Source organism: Tepidicaulis sp., from assembly GCF_965222285.1.
Classification (GTDB): Bacteria; Pseudomonadota; Alphaproteobacteria; order Parvibaculales; family Parvibaculaceae; genus Tepidicaulis.
Genome location: NZ_OZ244942.1, coordinates 14,234 through 35,030 on the forward strand (window position 1 = coordinate 14,234; position 20,797 = coordinate 35,030).

Annotated in this window: 21 protein-coding genes; 8 read left to right on the plus strand and 13 right to left on the minus strand. The window is 61.3% G+C overall.

Annotated elements, in window-relative coordinates; all coding sequences use genetic code 11:
* The first annotated feature begins 43 nt into the window (after positions 1-43).
* Together ACOQOT_RS00070 and ACOQOT_RS00075 are read left to right on the plus strand one after the other, a co-directional pair.
* Complete coding sequence (locus ACOQOT_RS00070) at positions 44-1,411, plus strand: heterodisulfide reductase-related iron-sulfur binding cluster (protein WP_420560388.1); 1,368 nt, start codon at positions 44-46, stop codon at positions 1,409-1,411.
* A gap of 8 nt (positions 1,412-1,419) precedes the next feature.
* Complete coding sequence (locus tag ACOQOT_RS00075) at positions 1,420-2,016, plus strand: DUF3501 family protein (protein ID WP_420560389.1); 597 nt, start codon at positions 1,420-1,422, stop codon at positions 2,014-2,016.
* Positions 2,017-2,088: 72 nt separating this feature from the next.
* Here ACOQOT_RS00075 and ACOQOT_RS00080 read toward each other — a convergent pair whose 3' ends face one another.
* Both ACOQOT_RS00080 and ACOQOT_RS00085 read right to left on the minus strand, forming a co-directional pair.
* Positions 2,089-2,610 (minus strand): dihydrofolate reductase family protein, encoded by a 522-nt coding sequence (locus ACOQOT_RS00080; protein WP_420560390.1) that lies wholly within the window; start codon positions 2,608-2,610, stop codon positions 2,089-2,091.
* Positions 2,611-2,648: 38 nt separating this feature from the next.
* Entirely contained in the window at positions 2,649-3,230 is a 582-nt protein-coding gene (locus tag ACOQOT_RS00085; protein WP_420560391.1) for an SH3 domain-containing protein, read from the minus strand.
* Between the two features lie 170 nt (positions 3,231-3,400).
* Here ACOQOT_RS00085 and ACOQOT_RS00090 point away from each other — a divergent pair, with 170 nt between their 5' ends.
* Positions 3,401-4,390: a 2-hydroxyacid dehydrogenase gene (locus ACOQOT_RS00090; RefSeq protein WP_420560392.1), complete on the plus strand. Its 990-nt coding sequence runs from the start codon at positions 3,401-3,403 to the stop codon at positions 4,388-4,390.
* 194 nt (positions 4,391-4,584) lie between these two features.
* Here the strand turns inward: ACOQOT_RS00090 and ACOQOT_RS00095 are convergent, their stop codons facing one another.
* The 9 genes from ACOQOT_RS00095 to coaBC form a co-directional block, all read right to left on the minus strand.
* A complete protein-coding gene (locus ACOQOT_RS00095) occupies positions 4,585-5,388 on the minus strand; it encodes a HesA/MoeB/ThiF family protein (RefSeq protein WP_420560393.1) in 804 nt (267 codons plus the stop codon).
* A 117-nt stretch (positions 5,389-5,505) separates the two neighbouring features.
* The gene (locus ACOQOT_RS00100) at positions 5,506-7,341 is read right to left on the minus strand and encodes an alkaline phosphatase D family protein (protein WP_420560394.1); all 1,836 of its coding nucleotides are present in this window, start codon (positions 7,339-7,341) and stop codon (positions 5,506-5,508) included.
* Positions 7,342-7,506: 165 nt separating this feature from the next.
* A complete protein-coding gene (locus ACOQOT_RS00105; protein WP_420560395.1) occupies positions 7,507-8,097 on the minus strand; it encodes a 2-hydroxychromene-2-carboxylate isomerase in 591 nt (196 codons plus the stop codon).
* 33 nt (positions 8,098-8,130) lie between these two features.
* Positions 8,131-8,865, minus strand: a complete 735-nt coding sequence (locus ACOQOT_RS00110; RefSeq protein ID WP_420560396.1) for an SDR family oxidoreductase — start codon at positions 8,863-8,865, stop codon at positions 8,131-8,133.
* Positions 8,849-8,980, minus strand: coding sequence for a hypothetical protein (locus tag ACOQOT_RS00115; protein ID WP_420560397.1), 132 nt, complete (start codon positions 8,978-8,980; stop codon positions 8,849-8,851). Before ACOQOT_RS00115 ends, ACOQOT_RS00110 begins: the two co-directional genes overlap by 17 nt.
* Positions 8,981-9,240: 260 nt before the next feature.
* On the minus strand, positions 9,241-10,224 hold the full coding sequence (gene cysK, locus ACOQOT_RS00120) for a cysteine synthase A (RefSeq protein WP_420560398.1): 984 nt from the start codon (positions 10,222-10,224) through the stop codon (positions 9,241-9,243).
* A gap of 60 nt (positions 10,225-10,284) precedes the next feature.
* A complete protein-coding gene (locus tag ACOQOT_RS00125) occupies positions 10,285-10,734 on the minus strand; it encodes an RrF2 family transcriptional regulator (RefSeq protein WP_045442056.1) in 450 nt (149 codons plus the stop codon).
* 24 nt (positions 10,735-10,758) lie between these two features.
* Complete coding sequence (gene dut, locus ACOQOT_RS00130) at positions 10,759-11,226, minus strand: dUTP diphosphatase (protein ID WP_420560399.1); 468 nt, start codon at positions 11,224-11,226, stop codon at positions 10,759-10,761.
* Positions 11,223-12,485, minus strand: coding sequence for a bifunctional phosphopantothenoylcysteine decarboxylase/phosphopantothenate--cysteine ligase CoaBC (coaBC, locus tag ACOQOT_RS00135; protein ID WP_420560400.1), 1,263 nt, complete (start codon positions 12,483-12,485; stop codon positions 11,223-11,225). Before coaBC ends, dut begins: the two co-directional genes overlap by 4 nt.
* Before the next feature lie 247 nt (positions 12,486-12,732).
* Between coaBC and ACOQOT_RS00140 the strand changes: the two genes are divergently transcribed.
* Together ACOQOT_RS00140 and ACOQOT_RS00145 are read left to right on the plus strand one after the other, a co-directional pair.
* Complete coding sequence (locus tag ACOQOT_RS00140) at positions 12,733-14,211, plus strand: MBOAT family O-acyltransferase (RefSeq protein ID WP_420560401.1); 1,479 nt, start codon at positions 12,733-12,735, stop codon at positions 14,209-14,211.
* Between the two features lie 78 nt (positions 14,212-14,289).
* The gene (locus ACOQOT_RS00145) at positions 14,290-15,429 is read left to right on the plus strand and encodes a hypothetical protein (protein WP_420560402.1); all 1,140 of its coding nucleotides are present in this window, start codon (positions 14,290-14,292) and stop codon (positions 15,427-15,429) included.
* A 2-nt stretch (positions 15,430-15,431) separates the two neighbouring features.
* On the opposite strand, the gene ubiB is transcribed toward ACOQOT_RS00145, so the two are convergent.
* Complete coding sequence (gene ubiB / locus ACOQOT_RS00150; protein WP_420560403.1) at positions 15,432-17,024, minus strand: 2-polyprenylphenol 6-hydroxylase; 1,593 nt, start codon at positions 17,022-17,024, stop codon at positions 15,432-15,434.
* A gap of 3 nt (positions 17,025-17,027) precedes the next feature.
* Positions 17,028-17,831 (minus strand): bifunctional demethylmenaquinone methyltransferase/2-methoxy-6-polyprenyl-1,4-benzoquinol methylase UbiE, encoded by an 804-nt coding sequence (ubiE, locus tag ACOQOT_RS00155; RefSeq protein WP_420560404.1) that lies wholly within the window; start codon positions 17,829-17,831, stop codon positions 17,028-17,030.
* 209 nt (positions 17,832-18,040) lie between these two features.
* Between ubiE and mutM the strand changes: the two genes are divergently transcribed.
* From mutM to rpsT, 3 genes are all read left to right on the plus strand, one after another.
* Positions 18,041-18,946 (plus strand): bifunctional DNA-formamidopyrimidine glycosylase/DNA-(apurinic or apyrimidinic site) lyase, encoded by a 906-nt coding sequence (gene mutM / locus ACOQOT_RS00160; RefSeq protein ID WP_420560405.1) that lies wholly within the window; start codon positions 18,041-18,043, stop codon positions 18,944-18,946.
* 86 nt (positions 18,947-19,032) lie between these two features.
* Entirely contained in the window at positions 19,033-19,806 is a 774-nt protein-coding gene (locus ACOQOT_RS00165; RefSeq protein ID WP_420560406.1) for an enoyl-CoA hydratase, read from the plus strand.
* 259 nt (positions 19,807-20,065) lie between these two features.
* The gene (gene rpsT, locus ACOQOT_RS00170) at positions 20,066-20,332 is read left to right on the plus strand and encodes a 30S ribosomal protein S20 (protein ID WP_045442075.1); all 267 of its coding nucleotides are present in this window, start codon (positions 20,066-20,068) and stop codon (positions 20,330-20,332) included.
* Positions 20,333-20,797: the final 465 nt, after the last annotated feature.

Here is a 20,797-nt window from a genome sequence, read left to right on the forward strand (position 1 = left end):
TCTTACGCATAAGATGCCCCCTTAATCAGGAAGAGGACCCCTGATGAGCAGAGAAGGCAGTTTGGACGCGCCAACCCGTCACCCGATCGATTGGCAGAATCCCGAGTTTTACGATCTTGAAAATCTCGATGCGGAATTGCGCCGCGTTTTCGACATCTGTCACGGGTGCCGGCGCTGTTTCAATCTGTGCGAAAGCTTTCCGCGTCTCTTCGATCTGATCGACGAGTCGGAAAGCGGCGAGCTCGATACCGTCTCAAGCGACGATTTCGCGCCGGTCGTGGAAGCCTGCACGCTCTGCGACATGTGCTTCATGACCAAGTGTCCTTACGTGCCGCCGCACGAATTCAATCTCGATTTCCCCCATCTGATGCTGCGTGCCCGCGCTGCCGAGGCGAAAGCGAAAGGCGGCTTTCCGTTCGTGCAAAGCCAGCTTGCCCAGATGGACCGCAACGGCAAAATGGCCGAAAAAATCGCCCCGCTCGCAAATTGGGGCTCGAAGCGCGGCAATGGCCTGACGCGCCCGGCGCTGGAAAGGACCGCCGGCATCGATGCCCGCGCCGACTTGCCCAAATTCGCGGGCGAGACCTTCACCCGCCGCGCCCGCAAGGATGATGCGGCAGGGCTCATCAATGTGAACCGCGAGGCGCCTGCCTTCGGACGCAAGGCCGCGATCTATGCGACCTGCTTCGTCAATTACAACAATCCAGGCGTCGGCGCCGCCGCGCGCAAAGTGCTTGCCCATAACGGGGTGGAAAGCATCGTCGCCTATCCCGGCTGCTGCGGCATGCCGCATCTTGAAAGCGGCAATATCGAAAAAGTGGCCGATAACGCCAAGAAGGTCGCCGCCGCGATGAAAGAGCATATCGAGGCGGGCTACGACATCGTCACGCTCACCGCATCTTGCGGGCTGATGCTGAAATTCGAATGGCCGCTCATCCTGCCGGAGAATGAAGACGTCAAACGCCTTTCCGAAGCCGTTTTCGATATCGACGAATATATTGTCGACATTGCCAAGAAAGAAGGGCTGACGCCTGGCCTGCAATCGGTGGAAGGCGGTGTCTCCGCGCATCTTGCCTGTCACGCCCGCGCCCAGAATATGGGGCCGAAATCGGTCGAGATGATGCGGCTCATTCCCGATACGAAGATCGACGTCGTCGAGCGCTGCTCCGGCCATGGCGGCACGTTCGGCGTCATGAAGGAGACTTACGATCTTGCCATGAAAGTCGGCAAGACCGCCGCGCGCAACGTCAAGAAGGGGGAGAATAAATACGTCACCTCCGACTGTCCGCTTGCCGCCAAACATCTGGTGCATGAGATCGAAAGCATGAACGGCGAGGCCGAAGCGCCGCCGCTGCCCACGGCTCAGCACCCCGTTGAAATCATTGCCCGCGCCTATGGGCTGATTGAATAGAGGCTGTCATGTCCGCCGCAAAGAAACAGATCACCCGCGAGGATATTCTTCCGCTTGAAAAATATGCCGCCGAGCGCAAGGAGCGCCGCACCCGCATCACGCAGATGAAAAAGAACCGGCGTGTGGAAGTGGGGCCTTACGCGACATTCTATTTCGAAAATTACGACACGATGTTTCAGCAGATCCACGAGATGCTTTTCATCGAAAAGGGCGGGGAAGAACAGATTGCCGACGAGTTGAGCGCGTATAATCCGCTGATCCCGCAGGGCAAAGACCTCGTCTGCACCCTGATGTTCGAGATCGACGATCCCATCCGCCGCAACAATGTGCTGCGCCGCCTCGCGCATGTGGAAGAGCATGTCTATGTGCAGGTGGGCGATGAAAAAATCATGGCCGATGCGGAGGACGATGTGGAGCGCACCACCGAGGACGGAAAAACCTCCTCCGTGCATTTCCTGCATTTCCGTTTCACGCCGGAGCAGATCGCGAAATTCAGGGATCCGTCCCAGAACGTGATCCTTGGCATCAGCCACGAGAATTACGGCCACATGGCGCTGCTGGCGGGTCCGACCCGCGAGGCGCTTGCCGCGGATTTCAGCGCCTGAATTGCGCGAACCTGAATTCCACGAACCTGAATTCCACGAACCTGAGTTCCAGGCACCTGAGATAAGGCGCGGTCATGTTTCATAGCGCAGCATGACCGCGCCATTTTCATATGTCTTGGAATCTTTCAGGCTGAGTTCCTGCGCCGGTCCGTCCGCGCCGAAAAGGCGGATGCCCGATCCCAGCATGAGCGGCATGACGAAAAGGTCCATCCGGTCGATGAGGCCTTCTTTCAAAAAACTCTGGATGAGCGCGCCGCCGCCGACCACCCAGATATTCTGAGATTCCGCGCCTGAGAGTTTTTCGGCAAGCGCAGTGGGGCTTTCGCTCACCGCTTCCACCCCCTCCGGCAGCTCGCCGGGCGGGCTCGATGTCATGACATAGGTCTTCAGCGTCTGATACGGCCACTCGCCGAAACCGAGCAATTGATCGAAGGTGGTGCGGCCCATGACGATGGCGCCAAGCTCGGCGGTAAAATCGTCATAGCCATATTCTTCGGAGTCGAACGGCGCCAGCCAGTCGATCGCGCCGTCCGCGCGCGCGATATAGCCATCGGCGCTGAGGGCGATATAGACATGGAATTGCGGTCGAGGCATGAAATCGGCTTTCGCGTTTGAAGGTGGGAGGCAAGGCGCTATTGCAGCGTCTCGCCCGGATAGACGCCCCAGATGTGCCGCCGCGCGGCCCAGCCCGTATAACCTTTCGCCGTGATCTGGCAAAAGCGCGCCCGGCAAAGCTGCAAAGCGCCGATGACGCCGGGCTCCGCCAGCGCCACGATCTGGCCGTGGCCGGGCTCGGCATAAAGCGGCACTTCTTCATTGCCGGTCAAAAGCGCCGTGCGCTCGCCATCAAGCAGGCTGTAATAAATCCAGCCCGTTTCCCCATCCGCATCGCGGATGCGCCGCCAGCGCTCGAATTCGGCTACGATTTCCACCGGCAGGCCCCGGCGCTTATAGACCCATTGCACTTCATGTTCGGTGCTGGGCCCGCGCCGCACATTGGCGGTATCCGCTTTCAGGCTGACGAAGCGGGGCAGCGGCAGGCCGGTGACCGGGCCGGTCAATGTTTCCTGCGCGAGGGCGGGGGAGAAAACCTCGCCGGAAAGCCCGCCGGCCCCGAGGGCCAGAAAGAGAAGCGCCCAGAGCCCGGCTGCCCGCGCAAGGCGGGCGGGCAAAGAGGGGCGGGCCGTTGAGATTTCCGGGACGTCGATTCGCATCACCGGATCATATGACAAGGCCGGGCGCTGGCGGTCAAGAATGGCCGGCGCGGGGAAGGGCGGGCACCCATGCTCCCTCTTCTTTTGGCGCATGGGCTCTGCTAGACATGGAGTGAGGAAACCGCCGCCCCGTCCCTTATCCGGCCGGCGCGGCCAGACCGGGGACGTTCATGCCGCAGAAACCGCTTGTCATTGTGACGCGCAAATTGCCGGAGGTGATTGAAGCGCGCATGGGCGAGCTGTTCGAGGCGCGGTTCAACCGGACCGACATTCCCATGACCGAGGAAGAGCTCGCCGCTGCCCTGGCCGAAGCCGATGTGCTGGTGCCGACCGTGACGGACAAGCTTGATGCGGCGCTGCTGGCGAAAGCCGGGCCGAAGCTGAAGCTGATCGCCCAGTTCGGCACGGGGGTCGACAATATCGATGTGGAAGCGGCGGTAAAACGCAAGATCACCGTGACGAACACGCCGAGCGTTCTGACCGAAGATACCGCCGATATGACCATGGCGCTTATTCTTGCCGTGCCGCGCCGCCTCAATGAAGGCGCCCGGCTTTTGCGCAACAACAGGGGCAAGTGGCCGGGCTGGTCGCCCACCTGGATGCTCGGCCACCGGATCGGCGGCAAGAAGCTCGGCATTTTGGGCATGGGCCGTATCGGCCAGGCGGTGGCGCGCCGCGCCCGCGCTTTCGGTCTTGAGGTGCATTACCACAACCGCAAGCCCGTCAATCCCGTCATCGAAAAGGAATTGCAGGCGACCTATTGGGACAGTTTCGACCGCATGCTGCGCGAGATCGACATTCTCTCGATCAATTGCCCGCACACGCCCGCGACCTTCCATCTGCTGAACGAGCGGCGCATCGCCATCATGAAGCCCGACGCTTATGTGGTGAACACGGCGCGCGGCGAAGTGGTGGATCAGGAAGCGCTGATCACCGCGCTGGAAGAAGGCCGCCTTGGCGGCGCTGGGCTCGATGTTTTCGAGCGGGAACCAGCCATCGATCCGCGCCTTTTGAAGTTGGAAAACGTCGTGCTGCTGCCGCATATGAGTTCGGCGACGGTCGAAGGGCGCAGTGAGATGGGCGAGCGCGTGCTCATCAATATCCGCGTCTGGATGGACGGCGAGAAGCCGCCGGACCGGGTGATCCCGGCAATTCTCTAAGCGGGCTTTCTTTCATTCTTTCTCTTTGTCATCCCGCGGCTTGATCGCGGGATCCACTCACATTGCCTCTTGCACAGCGAAAAGGGATGTGTGGCAGCGCCGTAAAAAACCACTCATTCCTGGATGCTTTGAAAGGCCAATGGACCCCGCGATCAAGTCGCGGGGTGACATTTGTAAAGAGGTAGAGAGGGGTCTCACGCGTGGTGCGAAAGATCTTTGATCGAGGCGCTCTCGCCGTTCAGCGGGTTGGCCGGATCGCGTTTCAGCTTGATGGTGCGGAACCGCGTGTCGAGTGCGTCATAGATGAGAAGCTTGCCCGTCAGGCTCTCGCCCGCGCCGGTAATTTCCTTGATGACTTCAAGCGCCTGTAATGAGCCCATGACGCCGGTCAGAGCGCCGAGCACGCCTGCGCTCTCGCAGGTCGGAATGGAGCCGGGCGCCGGGGCTTCCGGCACGAGGCAGCGGTAAGTGGGACGCGGTGTGCCTTCTTCGTCCTTCTCATATGGTTTGAAGGTTGCAAGCTGGCCTTCAAAGGGCCCGACGGCGGCGGAGACGAGCGGGCGGCGGACAATAAAGCAGGCATCGGAAACGAGAAAGCGGGTGGCGAAATTATCGCAGCCATCGGCCACAATGTCGTAGCGGGAAATGATCTCAAGCGCGTTTTGCGCCGTCAACCGTTCCTCATGCAGCTCCACCTTCACATCCGGGTTGAGCCGCGCGATGGCCGCCGCCGCGCTTTGCGTTTTGGCGGCATCCAGATGATCCGTATCATGAATGATCTGGCGCTGCAGATTAGAGAGCGAGACTTTATCGTCATCGATAATGCCGAGCGTACCGACACCGGCAGCGGCAAGATAAAGCAGGGCAGGGGAGCCGAGGCCGCCCGCGCCGATAACGAGCACGCGCGCGCCGAGCAGCTTCTGCTGGCCCGGCCCGCCGATTTCTTTCAAAACGATATGGCGGGCATACCGTTCAAGCTGCGTGTCGCTCAGCGCCATTTTGTTATCCGCCCCATCCGGCTCTTTTGTTTGTGATGTTTATATAGGAAAAGGCGCGCCGGAAAAAACCGCCGCGCCTTCCCTCATCAATTCACATCTTCGCCCAGGCAAGTGCGCTCAGGCAAGCGGGGCAAGCTTGTGCGTGCCCGGCGTCACTTTAAAGCCTTTCGCCCGGTTCACCTTAAAGTCCCGGCTTTTCACCGTATCGACGAAGAACCATTCCCCGCGCGCTTCCTTAGGACTCAGCGTCACGAGCACATAGCCGCGATGGGCGGTATCGGCCCAGATGAGATCGGGGCTTGCCGCGGTAAAAGCGTCCGCGATCTGTTTGGGATCGCCCGGCACGAAAGCCTCGATCCCCGGCGAGGTAACGCTCGGCGCGGCGAATTCGACGGCGACGGGCGCGCCGTCTTCACCTTGCAGATTGAGTGCCCAGGAGGCGTGCGTATCGCCGGCCAGCACCACGACATTGCGGCCCTTGCCCGCAAAATCGGCATAGGCGCGGGTACGTGCCGCAGGGTAGCCGTCCCAGGCATCGAGATTGACCGGCAACGCCTCGCGCGCCAGCACGCTCATTTGCCGGAAGCGGGATTGGCGCTCTTCGGGAACTTTGTTCCAATCGATAATCTCGGAAAAATCCGCCGCGGGCGTGCGGCCCATCACCACTTGCTGGCCGATCACCTGCCAGACCTGCCCTTTTTCGGCGGAGGCTTCGAGCGTATGGGCAAGCCATAATTCCTGATCCGCGCCGAGGATCGAGCGGTCCGGATCGGCGAGCTTTTCTTCCTTGAAGCGGCCCGCATCGGGCAGATAGCGGATACCGTCCGGCAGGGACGTGGGGTCGAGCGTGCTCACATAAGCAAGATCCGTCACGGGCGTGGGCGGGCTCGTGCGGATGTCGAAAGGCACCTCGAAACTGGCGATCGGTTTGCCGCTCGGTACATCGCCCGGCGCAAGGGCAATGGGGTTTTCCGGGTCCGACACATCGAAGGGCCAGGAGCGGTTGGGAATATCGGTGGAATATTCAAGCTGCTTGCTGCGCCCGATGCGCCGCGTGTCGAGCATGATGAGCCGCGCCAGATTGCCGATATCGAAGGCGCGGTAAATCTGCTCGCTGTCCTGCGGGTTTTCGCGGATGGGCAGCCATTCCAGATAGGCCTGCAGCGCGGCAGCGGCGCGGGCGCGGAAGGGGCCTTCATTCTCGCTGTGATTTTCCGCGCCGTCCTTCCAGGTATTGTTGGCGGTTTCATGATCGTCCCAAACGGCGATCATGGGTTTGGCCGCATGCAGCGCCTGCAAATCCTCATCGAGCCGGTAATGGCCGTAGCGGGCGCGGTAATCCTCCAGGGTGAGGATTTCCTTGTCCGGCTCGACGAAGCGGCCGATCTCCTTGCCCGTCGCCCCGCCATACCCGTCCATGCCGTATTCATAAATGTAATCGCCAAGATGCAGCGCGATATCGATATCCTCGCGCTCGGCAATGACCTTATAGACGTTGTAATAGCCCGTCGCGTAATGGGAGCAGGACATGGCGGCAAGCTTGTAGGCGGAGACATCGCCCTCGGGAAGCGTGCGCGTGCGCCCGGTGGGCGAGACATGGCTTCCCACCGTAAAGCGGTAGAAGTAGGAACGGCCCGGGGTAAGCCCGCCCGCATCCACTTTGACGATGAAGTCTTTCTCCGGCAGCGCCGTTGCCGTGCCCGCCTGCACGATGGTGGCGAAATCTTCTTCCGCCGCCACTTCCCAGCTTAAAGCAACGGGCTCGCCGTTTTCCGGCTGCGCCCGTGTCCAGAGGATCACCCGGTCCTGCAAGGGATCGCCGCTCGCCACGCCGTGGAGAAAATAGACCGGCTCCGCGCCCGCGCAGCCCAAGGGCCCAAGCGCCAGCAGCGCCCCAGCGGCGGTCAGCGTTTTCAGCGTGTCGCGCCGTGTGGGGGCCGTTTTCGGGGCCATAGCTGTGACTTGGCCGCGCATCATCGTCTCCTCAGGCTGAAGCGGATCGTTTTCCTTGTCAGACTATCTGAGGGAACTGTGACAGGTCTATTTACTTTATCCGTGGGGGCTTGCTCCTAAGGCCTATAGAGCCAATTCCTGCCTCTATTTAAGGCAGAAGAGGGCCTACTCCGCCTTCAGTGCCTCTTCCACGAAATCGAGCCGGTCCTGGCCGAAAAACATGTCCTCACCCACAAAGAAGGTGGGCGCGCCGAAAGCACCGCGCTGGATCGCCTCTTCCGTGTTTTTCTTCAGGCCCTCTTTGACGACCTCTGCCTGCAGGCGCGCTGCAAAGGCCTCAGAGTCGTGCCCGCCTTCTTTGAGGAGCCGGGCAAGCTCGGCCGGATCGTTCAAATTGCGCGGGTGTACCCACATCGCATCGAAGACAAGCTTAAGATAGGGGAGCAAGCGCCCTTCCTGCTGCTCGGCAACCGCCCCGCGCATGAGCTGCAGCGTGTTGATCGGAAAATGCGGATTGAAGGTGAGCGGCACGCCGTAGCGCGCGGCAAAGCGCGTGAGATCCGCATTCATATGCACGGCCTTGGCGGGAATGGCGGCAGGCGTCTGATTGCCCGTTGCCTTGAAGACACCGCCGAGCAGCATCGGCTTCCAGACGATCTCGGCACCTGTACGCGCGGCGATCTCGGGCAGCTGCGTATAGGCAAGATAAGTGGTCGGGCTGCCGACATCGAAAAAGAATTCAACCTGTTTGCTCATGAGGACTCTTTCGTTTGGAGGTAGGGCGGGGCTTTAGAACTTTTCCATCCAGGGACGCAGATCGAGCTCATGCGTCCAAGCGCTGCGCGGCTGGCTGTGCAGCGCCCAATAGGCATCAGCAATGGCGGCGGGGTCCAGAATGCCGTCTTCTTCTTTCAGCTTGTAGCGCTCGGGAAAGTTTTCCGCGATCCAGGCCGTGTCGATCGCCCCGTCGATGACGCTATGGGCGACATGAATGCCTTTGGGCCCAAGCTCGCGCGCCATGCTTTGGGCAAGGGCTCTGAGCCCATGTTTGGCGCTCGCAAAAGCGGAAAAGCCCGGGCTCCCGCGCACGCTTGCGGTGGCGCCGGTGAAGATCACCGTGCCCCGCCCGCGCGGCAGCATGTGGCGCGCGGCCTCGCGTCCCGTCAAAAAGCCGGCAAAGCACGCCATCTCCCAGACCTTGCGGAAGACCCGCGCGGTGGTCTCGGTAATGGAGAAATGCACATTGGCGCCGATATTGAAAATCACGGCCTCAAGCGGGCCGATCTCTTCTTCGATATGGGCGAAAAGCGCCACCATCTGATCTTCATCGCGCGCATCGACGCCCATAGGATAGGCGGTGCCGCCTGCCGCACGGATGGCGCTTGCCAGTTCTTCCAGAGCGTCTGCATGGCGGCGGATCATGACGGTGGCATAGCCTTCCCTGGCAAAGCGCTTGGCAATCGCCCCGCCCGTTGCATCCCCTGCGCCGACGATCAACGCGGCCTTTTCATGTTTGGCGGGCATGGCGGCGGATCATGACGGTGGCATAGCCTTCCCTGGCAAAGCGCTTGGCAATCGCCCCGCCCGTTGCATCCCCTGCGCCGACGATCAACGCGGCCTTTTCATGTTTGGCGGGCATGGCGGCTCCCCTGGTATGTCTCTTCTTCGGAACTGAGCTTCAAGATGGGGTCCTTTCGGGAAGGCATCAAGCCGGTTAAGTTATGGACCCCGGGACAAGCCCGGGGTGACATGTGTCATCTGCGGCAAAGCGGTGCATCACATAGAAGCTGTCACCCCGGCCCTCGAGCCGGGGTCCATGCAGCGCCTGCGTCCCGAAAAGCCGCCGCCAACAAAAAAGCCGCTCCGGAGAGCGGCTTTTGTCTTGATGCGGGATAAACCTCAAAGCCCGTCGAAAAGCGCCGTCGAAAGATAGCGTTCGGCGAAGGACGGGATGATGGCAACGATGGTTTTGCCTTCCATTTCCGGGCGCTGGGCGACTTCCAGCGCCGCGGCAATCGCCGCGCCGGAGGAAATACCGATGGGCAGGCCTTCCAGTTTTGCCGCCTTGCGGGCGGTTTCGAAGGCCGTCTCATTGCCGATCGTCACCACTTCGTCGATCAGATCTTTTTCGAGGTTGCTCGGCACGAAGCCCGCGCCGATGCCTTGAATTTTATGCGGGCCGGCCTGACCGCCGGAAAGGACGGGGCTGTCTTCCGGTTCCACCGCGATCATTTTCAGCGAGGCTTTGCGTGCTTTCAGCACCGAGCCGACGCCGGTAAAGGTGCCGCCCGTGCCGACGCCGGAAATCACCGCATCGACTTTGCCTTCCGTGTCGTTCCAGATTTCCTCCGCCGTGGTCTTGCGGTGGATTTCCGGATTGGCCGGATTGTCGAATTGCTGCGGCATGACGGAATTGGGATATTTGCTCATCAGCGCTTCTGCTTCGGCGACCGCGCCCTTCATGCCTTTTTCCGGCGGCGTGAGCACAATCTCTGCGCCCAAGAGCGCCAGCATCTTGCGCCGCTCGATGGACATGCTCTCCGGCATGGTCAGGATCAGCCGGTAGCCTTTCGCCGCGCAGACAAAGGCAAGCGCGATGCCGGTATTGCCGGAAGTCGGTTCGATGATCACCGTGTCTTCTTTGATGAGCCCGCGCTGTTCCAGATCCTCGATCATGGCAACGCCGATCCGGTCTTTGACGCTGGCAAGCGGGTTGAAGAATTCCAGCTTGAGCAGCACATCCGCTTTCGCGCCCGCTTCCTGCGGCAGGCGTTTGAGGCGCACAAGCGGCGTGTCGCCGATCGTTTCGGTAATGCTGTCGTAAATGCGCCCGCGGCCCGGGCGGTGTTCGGGGGTGCCGCCTGTTTTTGCTGCCTGGCTCATAATGTCCTCCACCTGTTGGCTGCGCCTTGCCTCTTTATGTAAGAGCGGCGCAGCGGAATGTTAGATCGTGAAATCCGCTGCCGGCATGCCCGCGGTCGTGGCGCCGGTCTGTTCTGCCTTGCGGCATAAATCCTCGATGGTGATGCCGTTCAGACGCTGCATCAGATCGGTCTGAATATCTTCCCAAAGCGGCCCGACGACTTTCTGCCCAAGATCGGAAGGCTGGGAGCGCACTTCCTCGGCCGCTTCCATGGCGCCCACCACCTGCACGATTTCGCCCACCGTAATGCGCCGGCGCTCGCGGGCAAGCCGGTAGCCGCCTTTCGGCCCCCGCACGCCTTTCAAAATGCCGGCATGAACGAGCTGCTGCATGACCTGTTCGAGATAACGCTGGGGGATGCCCTGGCGTTTCGTGATTTCCTTCGACTGGACGGGATCGGGCCGCGCATTGACGGCGACATCGATCACGGCTTCCAGCGCGAGCATGGTTTTTTTCGACAAACGCAGCATGTCCCGCCTCTCCCTCTTCTTGTCTTAGCGCGCGGCAACCCCGGTCGACCCGAAACCGCCCGTCCCCCGGCTGGTTTCGGAAAGACTGTCGCGCTCTTTCCACATGGCTTGTGTGACGGGGGCGATGACCATTTGCGCGATGCGTTCGCCGCGCTGAATGGTAAAGGCCTCCTCGCCGAGGTTGATCAGAATGACTTTCACCTCGCCCCGATAGTCGCAGTCCACCGTGCCGGGCGAGTTGAGCACCGTGACGCCCTTCTTCGCGGCAAGGCCGGAGCGCGGGCGCACCTGCGCTTCAAAGCCGGGCGGCAGGGCGATGGCAAGGCCCGTCGGCACCATGGTGCGTTTGCCGGGCTCAAGCACGAGCGGCTCTGCTTCCGGCACCGCCGCCAGAAGGTCCATGCCGGCTGCCCCTTCCGTTTCGTATTTCGGCAGCGGCAAATCCTTGCCGTGATCGAGGCGCTGCACATCGACAGGAATGGAGGCGCTCATGAACGGGGTCCTTCGCTTGATAAAGAAAAATGCTGCGCAATGGCATGGGCGAGTTTTTCGGCAGCGGCGCTTTTGGCCATGCGCGGCCAGTCCTCGCGCCCTTCCGCGCGGATGAGGTGAATGGTGTTCTCCTCCCCGCCCATGACGCCGCCGCCCCTCTCGTCCACCGAAACGTCATTGGCGACGATCCAGTCGCAGCCCTTGCGCGCCCGCTTGGCGGTGGCGTGCTCGATAACGTTTTCTGTTTCCGCCGCAAAGCCGATGACAAGGCGCGGGCGGGAATGATTGAGTTTGGAAAGCGTGGCGAGAATGTCCGGGTTCTCGGTAAAGCTGAGCTGCGGCAGCCCGCCCTTTTCCTTTTTGATTTTCTGTCCGGCTTCATTGTCGACGCGCCAATCGGCAACGGCGGCGGCGCAAACGGCAATGTCCGCGGGCAGGGCCGCCTCGCAGGCCGCCAGCATCTCGCGCGCCGTTTCAACGTGTTTCGTGGACACGCCCAACGGGTCGGGCAGGTTCACCGGGCCGGAGATCAGCAGCGTCTCCGCCCCGAGCCGGGCGAGCGCGGCGGCAATAGCATGGCCCTGCTTGCCCGAAGAGCGGTTGGCGATATAGCGCACGGGGTCGATGGGCTCATGGGTCGGCCCGGAGGTGACGAGAGCCTTCAGCCCGGCAAGGGGGGCGGTGCCCGCGCCGAGCATCGCTTCGGCGGCGGAGAGGATTTCCAAGGGCTCGGCCATGCGCCCCGGCCCGTATTCACCGCAGGCCATGTCGCCCTCGCTGGGGCCGATAAAGGCAATGCCATCGGCTTTCAGCTGGGCAATGTTGCGCTGGGTGGCCGGGTGCAGCCACATGCGCACATTCATCGCGGGTGCGATGAGCACCGGGGTGTCGGTCGCCAAAAGCGCGGTGGAGGCAAGATCGTCCGCCCGGCCCGTCGCCATCTTCGCCATGAGATCGGCGGTGGCGGGCGCCACAATAATGAGATCGGCGGAGCGGGAAAGCTGGATATGGCCCATTTCCGCTTCATCCGTCAGATCGAAGAGATCGCTGAACACCTTCTCGCCCGTCAGGCTGGAGACGGAAAGCGGGGTCACGAATTCCTGGGCCGCGCGCGTCATGATGGCGCGCACCGCCGCCCCCCGCTCGCGCAGGCGGCGGATGAGGTCGAGCGTTTTATAGGCCGCGATGCCGCCGCCTATGATCAAAAGCACGCGCTTACCGGTCAGGTTTTGGCCGGCTAGGTTTTGAGACTGCGCCACGCCGATACTCCTCATGAAACGGCCCAGAGAGCAAAACCGGGCCTCTCCGGGCAATGAGGGGAATATAGGGTTTTACGCCAAGGATTTGTAGATCATTTTTTATCCGCCCGCTTTTCCGTGAATCATGCAGGTTTCCAGCGGGCGTCCCCATAGCGGGCTGGCTCCGCGCCGGGGCTCCTGCTAAACCTTGAAACCCCGCGCGCGGCGGGGCGAGGGGGGAAGCCGCCTGGGCGGTCTTGGCGTTCTTATGTTGTTCAATTCCCATATTTTTCTTGTGTTTCTGGCGGTCACGCTGGCGGGTTATCTGGCCGCGAGCCGGCTCGACTTCCGCCTCGCCAAGCTCTGGCTCGTTGCCGCCTCGCTCTTTTTCTATGGCTGGTGGGAACTGAGCTACGTTTTCCTGCTGACAGGCTCCATCGCCGTCAATTATCTCGCCGCTCTTTTCATTCGCCGTGCGCGCTCGCGTGTGCTGCTCGCAGGCGGTATCGCCTTCAATCTTGGTCTGCTCGGTTATTACAAATATGCGGGCTTTCTCACCGAAGCGGTGAATGCGGCGGCAGGCACTGGCTTTCCCGTACCCCATATCGTGCTGCCGCTCGCCATTTCCTTTTTCACCTTTCAACAGATCGCCTTCCTTGTGGATGCGGCGCGCGGGGAGGCGGAGAATTACCGGCTCGTCGATTATCTTCTCTTCGTCACCTTCTTTCCCCAGCTCATTGCCGGGCCCATCGTCCATCACAAGGAGATGTTGCCGCAATTCACGCAGCATCAGCGCCACCTGGCGCGCAACCTGTCGATCGGTCTGACGATCTTCGCGATCGGGCTTTTTAAGAAAGTGGTGCTGGCCGACGAGATCGCGCCTTATTCAGACGCGCTCTTCGGCGCGGTGGAGGGCGGCTATGTGCCGACCATGCGCGAGGCCTGGATCGGCGCGCTTGCCTATACGCTGCAGATCTATTTCGATTTTTCCGGTTATTCGGACATGGCGGTGGGGCTCGCCCGGCTGTTCGGCATCCGCCTGCCGGTCAATTTCTTCTCGCCTTACCGGGCGGCCAGCATCATCGATTTCTGGCGGCGCTGGCACATCACGCTGTCGCGCTTTTTGCGTGACTACCTATATATCCCGCTGGGCGGCAACCGGAAGGGCGACATGCGCCGCCATACCAATCTGCTCATCACCATGCTGCTGGGCGGGCTCTGGCATGGGGCCGGCTGGACCTTCGTGATCTGGGGCGGTCTGCACGGCGTTTATCTTGTCTGCAATCATCTCTGGCGCCAGTGGCGCGGGGCGGCGGCGGGCGCTTCTTCGTTCCTTCCGTCCTGGGCCGGGCTTTGGGCGGGCCGGCTGGTAACGCTTTTCTTTGTCGTCATTGCCTGGGTGTTCTTCCGCGCCGCCTCGCTCGATAGTGCATTAACGGTGCTTGCCGCCGCTTTCGGGCAGGGCGAACGCGGCGCTCTTGCGCCCATCGACATGCTGGACAGCTCCCGCCCGCTCTCCCTCATCGCGGCAGGTTTTGCGATTTGCTGGTTCCTGCCCAATACGGTGCAATGGATGCGGCGCTATCATCCGGTGATTGACCCGAGCGCGGTGACGCGCTGGGACAAGGGCGTCTTGAAAGTGCATTGGCGCGCCTCGTTCGGCTGGGCGCTCTTTACCGCACTGATCGGCTTTGCCGCGCTGCTGCATCTCTCCCGCGTCTCCCCCTTCCTCTATTTCCAGTTTTAGGCCATGAGACAGCATCTGCGCCGATATCTCTTTTCCCTGCTCGGAGCGTTGACGCTTTTATGCGCTGCGGCGGCGGGAGTGAGCTGGGCTGTGGACCCCTACCGGATTTTTCATACTGCAGTAGAGGGTGAGCCGATCGAGGGGATCGGGCCTTTCACCCGTATCACCAAACCCTATATGGCCCGCAACATAGCCCCGCGTGTTCTCCTGGCTGGGTCCTCGCGCGCGGAATATGCGCTGGTGCCCGCCGAGGCGGAGCGGCTTTTAGGTGAGGGGCCGGCATTCAACGCCGCGCTCTCCGGCCCCAACATTTATGAAGTCCGGCGCATGATCGATCATGCAAACGGGGTGGGGAATGTGCGCACCCTCGTGCTAGGGCTCGATTTTTACATGTTCAATGCGCAGCTTGCCCCGCAGGACGCGTTCAGCGACACCCGCCTTGCCGTAACGCCGCAGGGCGCACGCAACCATCTTGGCCGGCTTAGCGATCTGCCGCTGGCGCTGCTTTCTATCGATACGCTGGAGGCGGTGCGCAAGGCGCTGAAATATCGCGGGCGGGGCGATCCCTGTCAGGACATCTGGTATCGCGACGGCACGCGCCTGCCCGGTCTTTTGGAATGTGAGGCGGCAACAAATAGAGGCTTCAGGGACAGCACGGCGTCCACTCTGAAATTCTATCTAACCAGTAAAACTCTTTATAAAGATTATCGCTTGAACCCAGGCGGGCTTGCCCATATCCAGCATGTTCTGGAAGAGGCCGCAGCACGCGGTCAGCGCGTCGTTCTATATTTCTCACCGGTACAGGCGCTGCATCTCGGCGCAATCGACAAAGCCGGTCTCTGGCCGCTTTTCGAGGCCTGGAAGAAAGAGATTTTCCATCTCGCCGAAGAGACGCGCGAAGAAGGCACCGATATCGCGCTATGGGATTATGCGCGTCTCAGCCCGCTCACCGCCGTCACGCTGCCGCCCGAAAACGAAGAGCCCTGGCAAGGCGCGTTTTACGATTCCCATCATGTGCGCCCTGAGATTGGCAAGCGCATGATGGCGGAGATGCTGGAGGCGGGCGAAGAGGGGCCGGAAGCGGGCGGCGTGCGCCTCACCGTATCCAACCTCGATAAAGAGCTTGCCCGTCAGCGCGCCGCTTTTCTTGCCTGGTGGCAGGCCCATGAAGAAGCGCGCGCTTTCCTCGATGCCGCTTCGCCGGAAGCGGCCCAGTAGTTTCAGAAAATCTGAAGCAGCAGAAGGCCGAGGAGGGAGAGGGCGCCGAGCCAGAGGGCGGCGCGGGTGCCGCGGCCGCCTTCGGTTTCCGCTTCGCGGATGGCTTTCAGGCTTTCCGGGTGAAGGCGCATGCCCTCCGGATTGCCGGCGGCATCGAGCGTGCGTTCGGCGCGGGCGAGCAGTTCGGGCAATTGCGAAAGGCTGCGCCCCAGCGCCATTGCCCCGTCGGCGGCTTCCTGCAGGCGGGCTTCCGGTCCGATGCGGCGCATCATCCAGTCGGCCAGAATGGGCTCGGAGGCTTCCCAGATATTGTGTTCCGGATCGAAGGAGCGTGCGACGCCTTCCACCACGACCATGGTCTTTTGCAGGAGAATGAGCTCCGGGCGCATGGCCATGTCGAACTGTTCGGTGACGAGAAAGAGCTGCGCCAGGAGCTTGCCCATGGAAACGTCCTTGGCTTCCTTGCCGAATATCGGCTCGCCGATGGAGCGTAGCGCCTGGGCAAAAGTGGCGACGTCTTTATGGGGCGGCACATAGCCTGCCTCGAAATGCACTTCCGCGACACGCTGATAATCGCGTTTGACGAAGCCGTAGAGAATTTCGGCGAGGAAACGGCGCGAGCGTTCATCGAGCCGGCCCATGATCCCGAAATCGACCGGGATGAGCGTGCCTTCGCCGTCGACGAAAAGATTGCCCTGATGCATGTCCGCGTGGAAAAAGCCGTCGCGCGTGGCATGCAGAAGAAAGTTCTGAATAACCCGGTTGCCGAGCCGCTTCATATCGTGGCCTGCCGCTTTTAGCGCCTCGACATCGCTGGCAGGCACCGCATCGATCCATTCCAGCGTCAGCACATGGCGCGCGGTGCGGTTCCATTCCACTTCCGGCACGCGGAAGCCCGGATCGTCTGCCGTGTTCTCCGCCATCTCGGACATGGCGGCTGCTTCAAGGCGCAGATCCATTTCCAGTTCGACGGAATTGGCGAGCGTCTCAACCCCTGCGCGCGGGCGCAGGCGCCGTGTCTCGGGCACCAGGGTTTCGAGTTTTTCCGCCGCCCAGAAAAACGCGTCGAGATCGCGCTGGAAGCGGGCCTCGACATCGGGCCGGAGCACTTTGACGGCGACATCCCGCGTGCCGCCATCCTCGTTCTTCAGCGTGGCTTTATGCACCTGGGCAATCGAGGCGGCGGCGATGGGCTCGCTGAAACTCTCATAAAGCGTGTCGATAGGCGCGCCGAGCTGGTCTTCGATAATGCGGATCGCTTCTTCCTGCTCGAAAGGCGGCAATTGATCGCGCAGGCTGCCGAGATCGCCGGCAAGTTCCGGCCCGATCATGTCGGGGCGCGTGGCAAGAAACTGCCCAAGCTTGATGTAAGAAGGCCCGAGCTCGGCAAGCGCGGCGGAAAGCCGCTCGGCCATATCCCCGCTTGTCTCCACCTTGCGCTCGAAAGGCAGGCGCAGCTTGGCGAGGGGCCGGAGCGCAAGCGCTACGGGCGGCAGATTGTCTTTTGCCAGATCGAGCTCGAAGAGCGCGTCATGGCGCGCCATCACACGGGCGGCGCTGACCAGCCTTAGAAAATGTCGAAGACCCCGGACCATCGCTTAAAGCCGCCAGCCGGAATGAATGGCCGCAACCCCGCCCGACAGGTTGCGGTATTGCACGCGCGCAAACCCGGCCTCGCGGATCATCGCGGCAAAGCGTTCCTGGTCCGGGAACTGGCGGATGCTCTCCACCAGATATTGATAAGGATCGGGATCGCCCGTCACCCAGCCCCCCATGCGCGGAATGACGGTGAAGGAATAAGCGTCGTAAATCTTGTCGATGCCGGGCAGCACCATCTGGCTGAATTCAAGACAGAGAAAGCGCCCGCCCGGTTTCAGCACCCGGTAGGCTTCCGCGAGCGCCCGCTCGATATGCGTGACGTTCCGAATGCCGAAAGCGATGGTGTAGGAATCGAAACTCTTATCCGGAAAGGGCAGGCTCTCCGCATTGCCGCAGGTAATTTCCGTGCGCTCTTTATAGCCGCCCGCTTCCGCCCGCGCCTTGCCGACGCCCAGCATATGCGGATTGATGTCGCAAAGCGTGACATGGGCATGCGGCCCGGCCCGGTCCAGAAGCCGGAAGGCGACATCGCCCGTGCCGCCCGCCACATCGATATGGGCATAAGGCCGCGCGCTTTTGGGCGGTGCGAGCCAGGCGATCATCGCGTCTTTCCAGGGCCGGTGCAGGCCCCCCGACATCAGATCGTTCATCAGGTCGTAGCGCTCGGCGACTTTTTCAAAGACGCTATGGACCATGCCCTGCTTGGCGTCTTCTTCCACCGTGCGGAAGCCGAAATGCGTGGTGCGCTCTTCTGCCTCTTCGCGGGCGCCATGCTCAGGGGAATTTTCGGCCGGGCGTGCCATGAGATACCTCGTTTCGCCGCTTGCGCGTTTGTGACCCGGCGGGCCGGGCGCGACCATAGCCTACCGGGCTAAGCCGCGCTACGGTAAGGTGTTTTTAAAATCGTGTCGAAGCGCCGCAGCCGGGCTTTTTAATAGCCCTCGCCCAGGTCTGCTTAAAAGAAGTCATCCGAAGAACAGCCCCCCGAAAGAACAGCCTCGAAGAACAACTTATGCCCGAATTGCCAGAAGTCGAAACCGTCCGCCGGGGTCTGGAGCCCGCCATGGCGGGCAAGCGCATCACCCGTGCGCTCGCAAAGCGCCCCGATCTGCGTTTTCCCCTGCCGGAGCGCTTTGCCGAGCGGCTGACCGGGCGCCGCGTCATGCATCTTGGGCGGCGGGCGAAATATCTTCTTTTGCATCTTGATGGCGGCGAGGTGCTGCTCTCGCATCTGGGCATGTCGGGCCGCTTTACGATCTGGCCACCGAAAGGGGAAGGGGCGGCAAGCTCGCCCGGCGATTTCGCACTGGAAGGGTCGATGGCGGGGCCGGACGGCGCAGGCCCCCATGATCATATCGTCCTCGATATGGAAGACGGCACGCGCATCGTTTATTCCGACCATCGCCGCTTCGGCTATATGGACCTCATCGGCGAAGCGGAGCTGCCGCAATCGAAACATCTGGCAAGCCTCGGGCCGGAGCCGCTCGGCAATGAATTCAATGCCGAATTTTTGGCGCAGCGCTTTGAGGGCAAGAAGACGCCGCTGAAAGCCGCGCTCCTTGATCAGCATGTGGTGGCCGGGCTCGGCAATATATATGTCTGCGAGGCGCTGCACCGGGCGGGGCTTTCCCCGCGCCGTCAGGCTCAGAGTTTGAGCGCCAAGGGCGGCCGGCCGACCGAGCGGCTGGAGCGGCTCACCCGCGCGGTTCGCGAGGTCATTGCCGAGGCGATCGAGGCCGGCGGCTCGACCTTGCGCGATTACGCGCATACCGACGGCACGCTTGGCTATTTCCAGCACCGTTTCGCGGTTTATGACCGGGAAGGGGAAAGCTGTTCAAAGCCCGGCTGCAAGGGTAGGGTGGCGCGCATCGTGCAATCGGGACGGTCGAGCTTTTTCTGCGGCACCTGCCAGCGCTGACCCGTCCTGCCTATAAGATGAACGCCATAAAGGCGGCAGAGCCGGGAAGAAAGAAAGCCGGTCAAAAGACCGCGAGGGAGAGTGTCATGGCTTATGAAACGATATTGGTGGAAACGCGGGGCAATGTCGGCCTTATCACCCTCAACCGCCCCGAGGCGCTGAACGCGCTCAACAATCAGCTGCTCGATGAGCTGATCGAGGCGGTGGGTACGTTCGATGCCGATCCGGCCATTGGCTGCATCGTGCTCACGGGGTCGGAAAAGGCCTTTGCGGCGGGCGCCGACATCAAGGAAATGCAGCCCAAATCCTATATGGATGTTTTCAAAGAAGATCTTTTCACCAAAGCCGACCGCATTGCCGAGGCCCGCACGCCGCTCATCGCCGCCGTTTCCGGTTATGCGCTGGGCGGGGGCTGCGAGCTTGCCATGATGTGCGATTTCATTCTGGCCGGCGACAATGCGAAATTCGGCCAGCCGGAAATCAATCTCGGCGTTATGCCGGGCATTGGCGGCACCCAGCGCCTCACCCGTCTCGTGGGCAAGTCGAAGGCGATGGAAATGTGCCTGACCGGGCGGATGATGAATGCCGAAGAGGCCGAGCGCGCCGGGCTCGCCAGCCGTATCGTGCCGAAGGGCGAGCTGCTTGAGGAGGCGATGAAGGCGGCAAGCACCATTGCCGATAAATCCCTGCCCATCGCCATGATGACGAAAGAGACCGTGAACCGGGCCTATGAGACCACCTTGTCCGAAGGGGTGCGTTTCGAGCGCCGGGTCTTCCATTCCATGTTCGCCACTCATGACCAGAAAGAAGGCATGACGGCTTTCACGGAAAAACGGGAGCCGAAATTCAAGGACGAATAGGCCGGGTTTTTCCTGGCTTTTCCCGGCTCTTGCTGTGGCAGAGCGTCCTCAAAGGCCTTTGGCGGGAGAATAACGGCCCGAATGGGGAAATTGCCCCTGTCGGGTGTTGACGCCATAAGGGCGCGGCAGTATAACGCCGCGTCCAGGCGCATGGGGCTTTTGCCCGCATGACGACAGGATTTGAGCGAGATAATCGTTAACCGAAGAGAGATCGTAGGGGCCGGCCCCATGGGCGGCGGTTCTTACGCGGAAGGACAAGATGGCGAATACACCTTCAGCCAAAAAAGCGATCCGCAAGATCGAGCGCCGCACGGCCGTAAACCGCAACCGCCGCTCCCGTATGCGCACCTTCACGCGCAAGGTCGAAGAGGCGATCGAGCGCGGTGAAAAAGCTGCTGCCGAAGCCGCGTTCCGCGCCGCGCAGCCCGAGCTGATGCGCGCCGCTCAGAAAGGCGTGCTGCACAAGAACACCGCCTCGCGGAAAGTCTCGCGGCTTGCCAAGCGGATCAGCGCGCTGCCTGCTTAAAAGCCGGGCAATCTGCATCTCTGCAGAGCGTGATCAATAAGTATTTATTCCGTAATTTTACGGAAATTCGAACGTCACAAAACCCGCGCATCAGGCGCGGGTTTTTGTATGGCTTTGTGCTGCTGCAATACCTAGATGAAAGCCTCTAGGTAGTTGGTTTTAAAGCTCAATGCCAATTTGATACATGTCATAATTCCGCGTCACGGCGCGGTTTTAGCGCAGTGCAAAAAATCCTATGCGCGTTATGCAAGTGTCATATATCGGCAACGCAGACACTGTCAGCACGAAGTTTTTTTGACGTTCCCGATTCCTTCCTATTGCCTCTCCCGGCCTCGCGCAGTATGGTTGACGCCCTGCTTGGGGGTTACGAATACTGAATAAGCAAGTAATCGTGACCATTAAGCAAGTCGTTGTAAGTTTTCGCTCGCGCGTCTTTAAGTAATCATCATCATAAAAGCTTCTGGC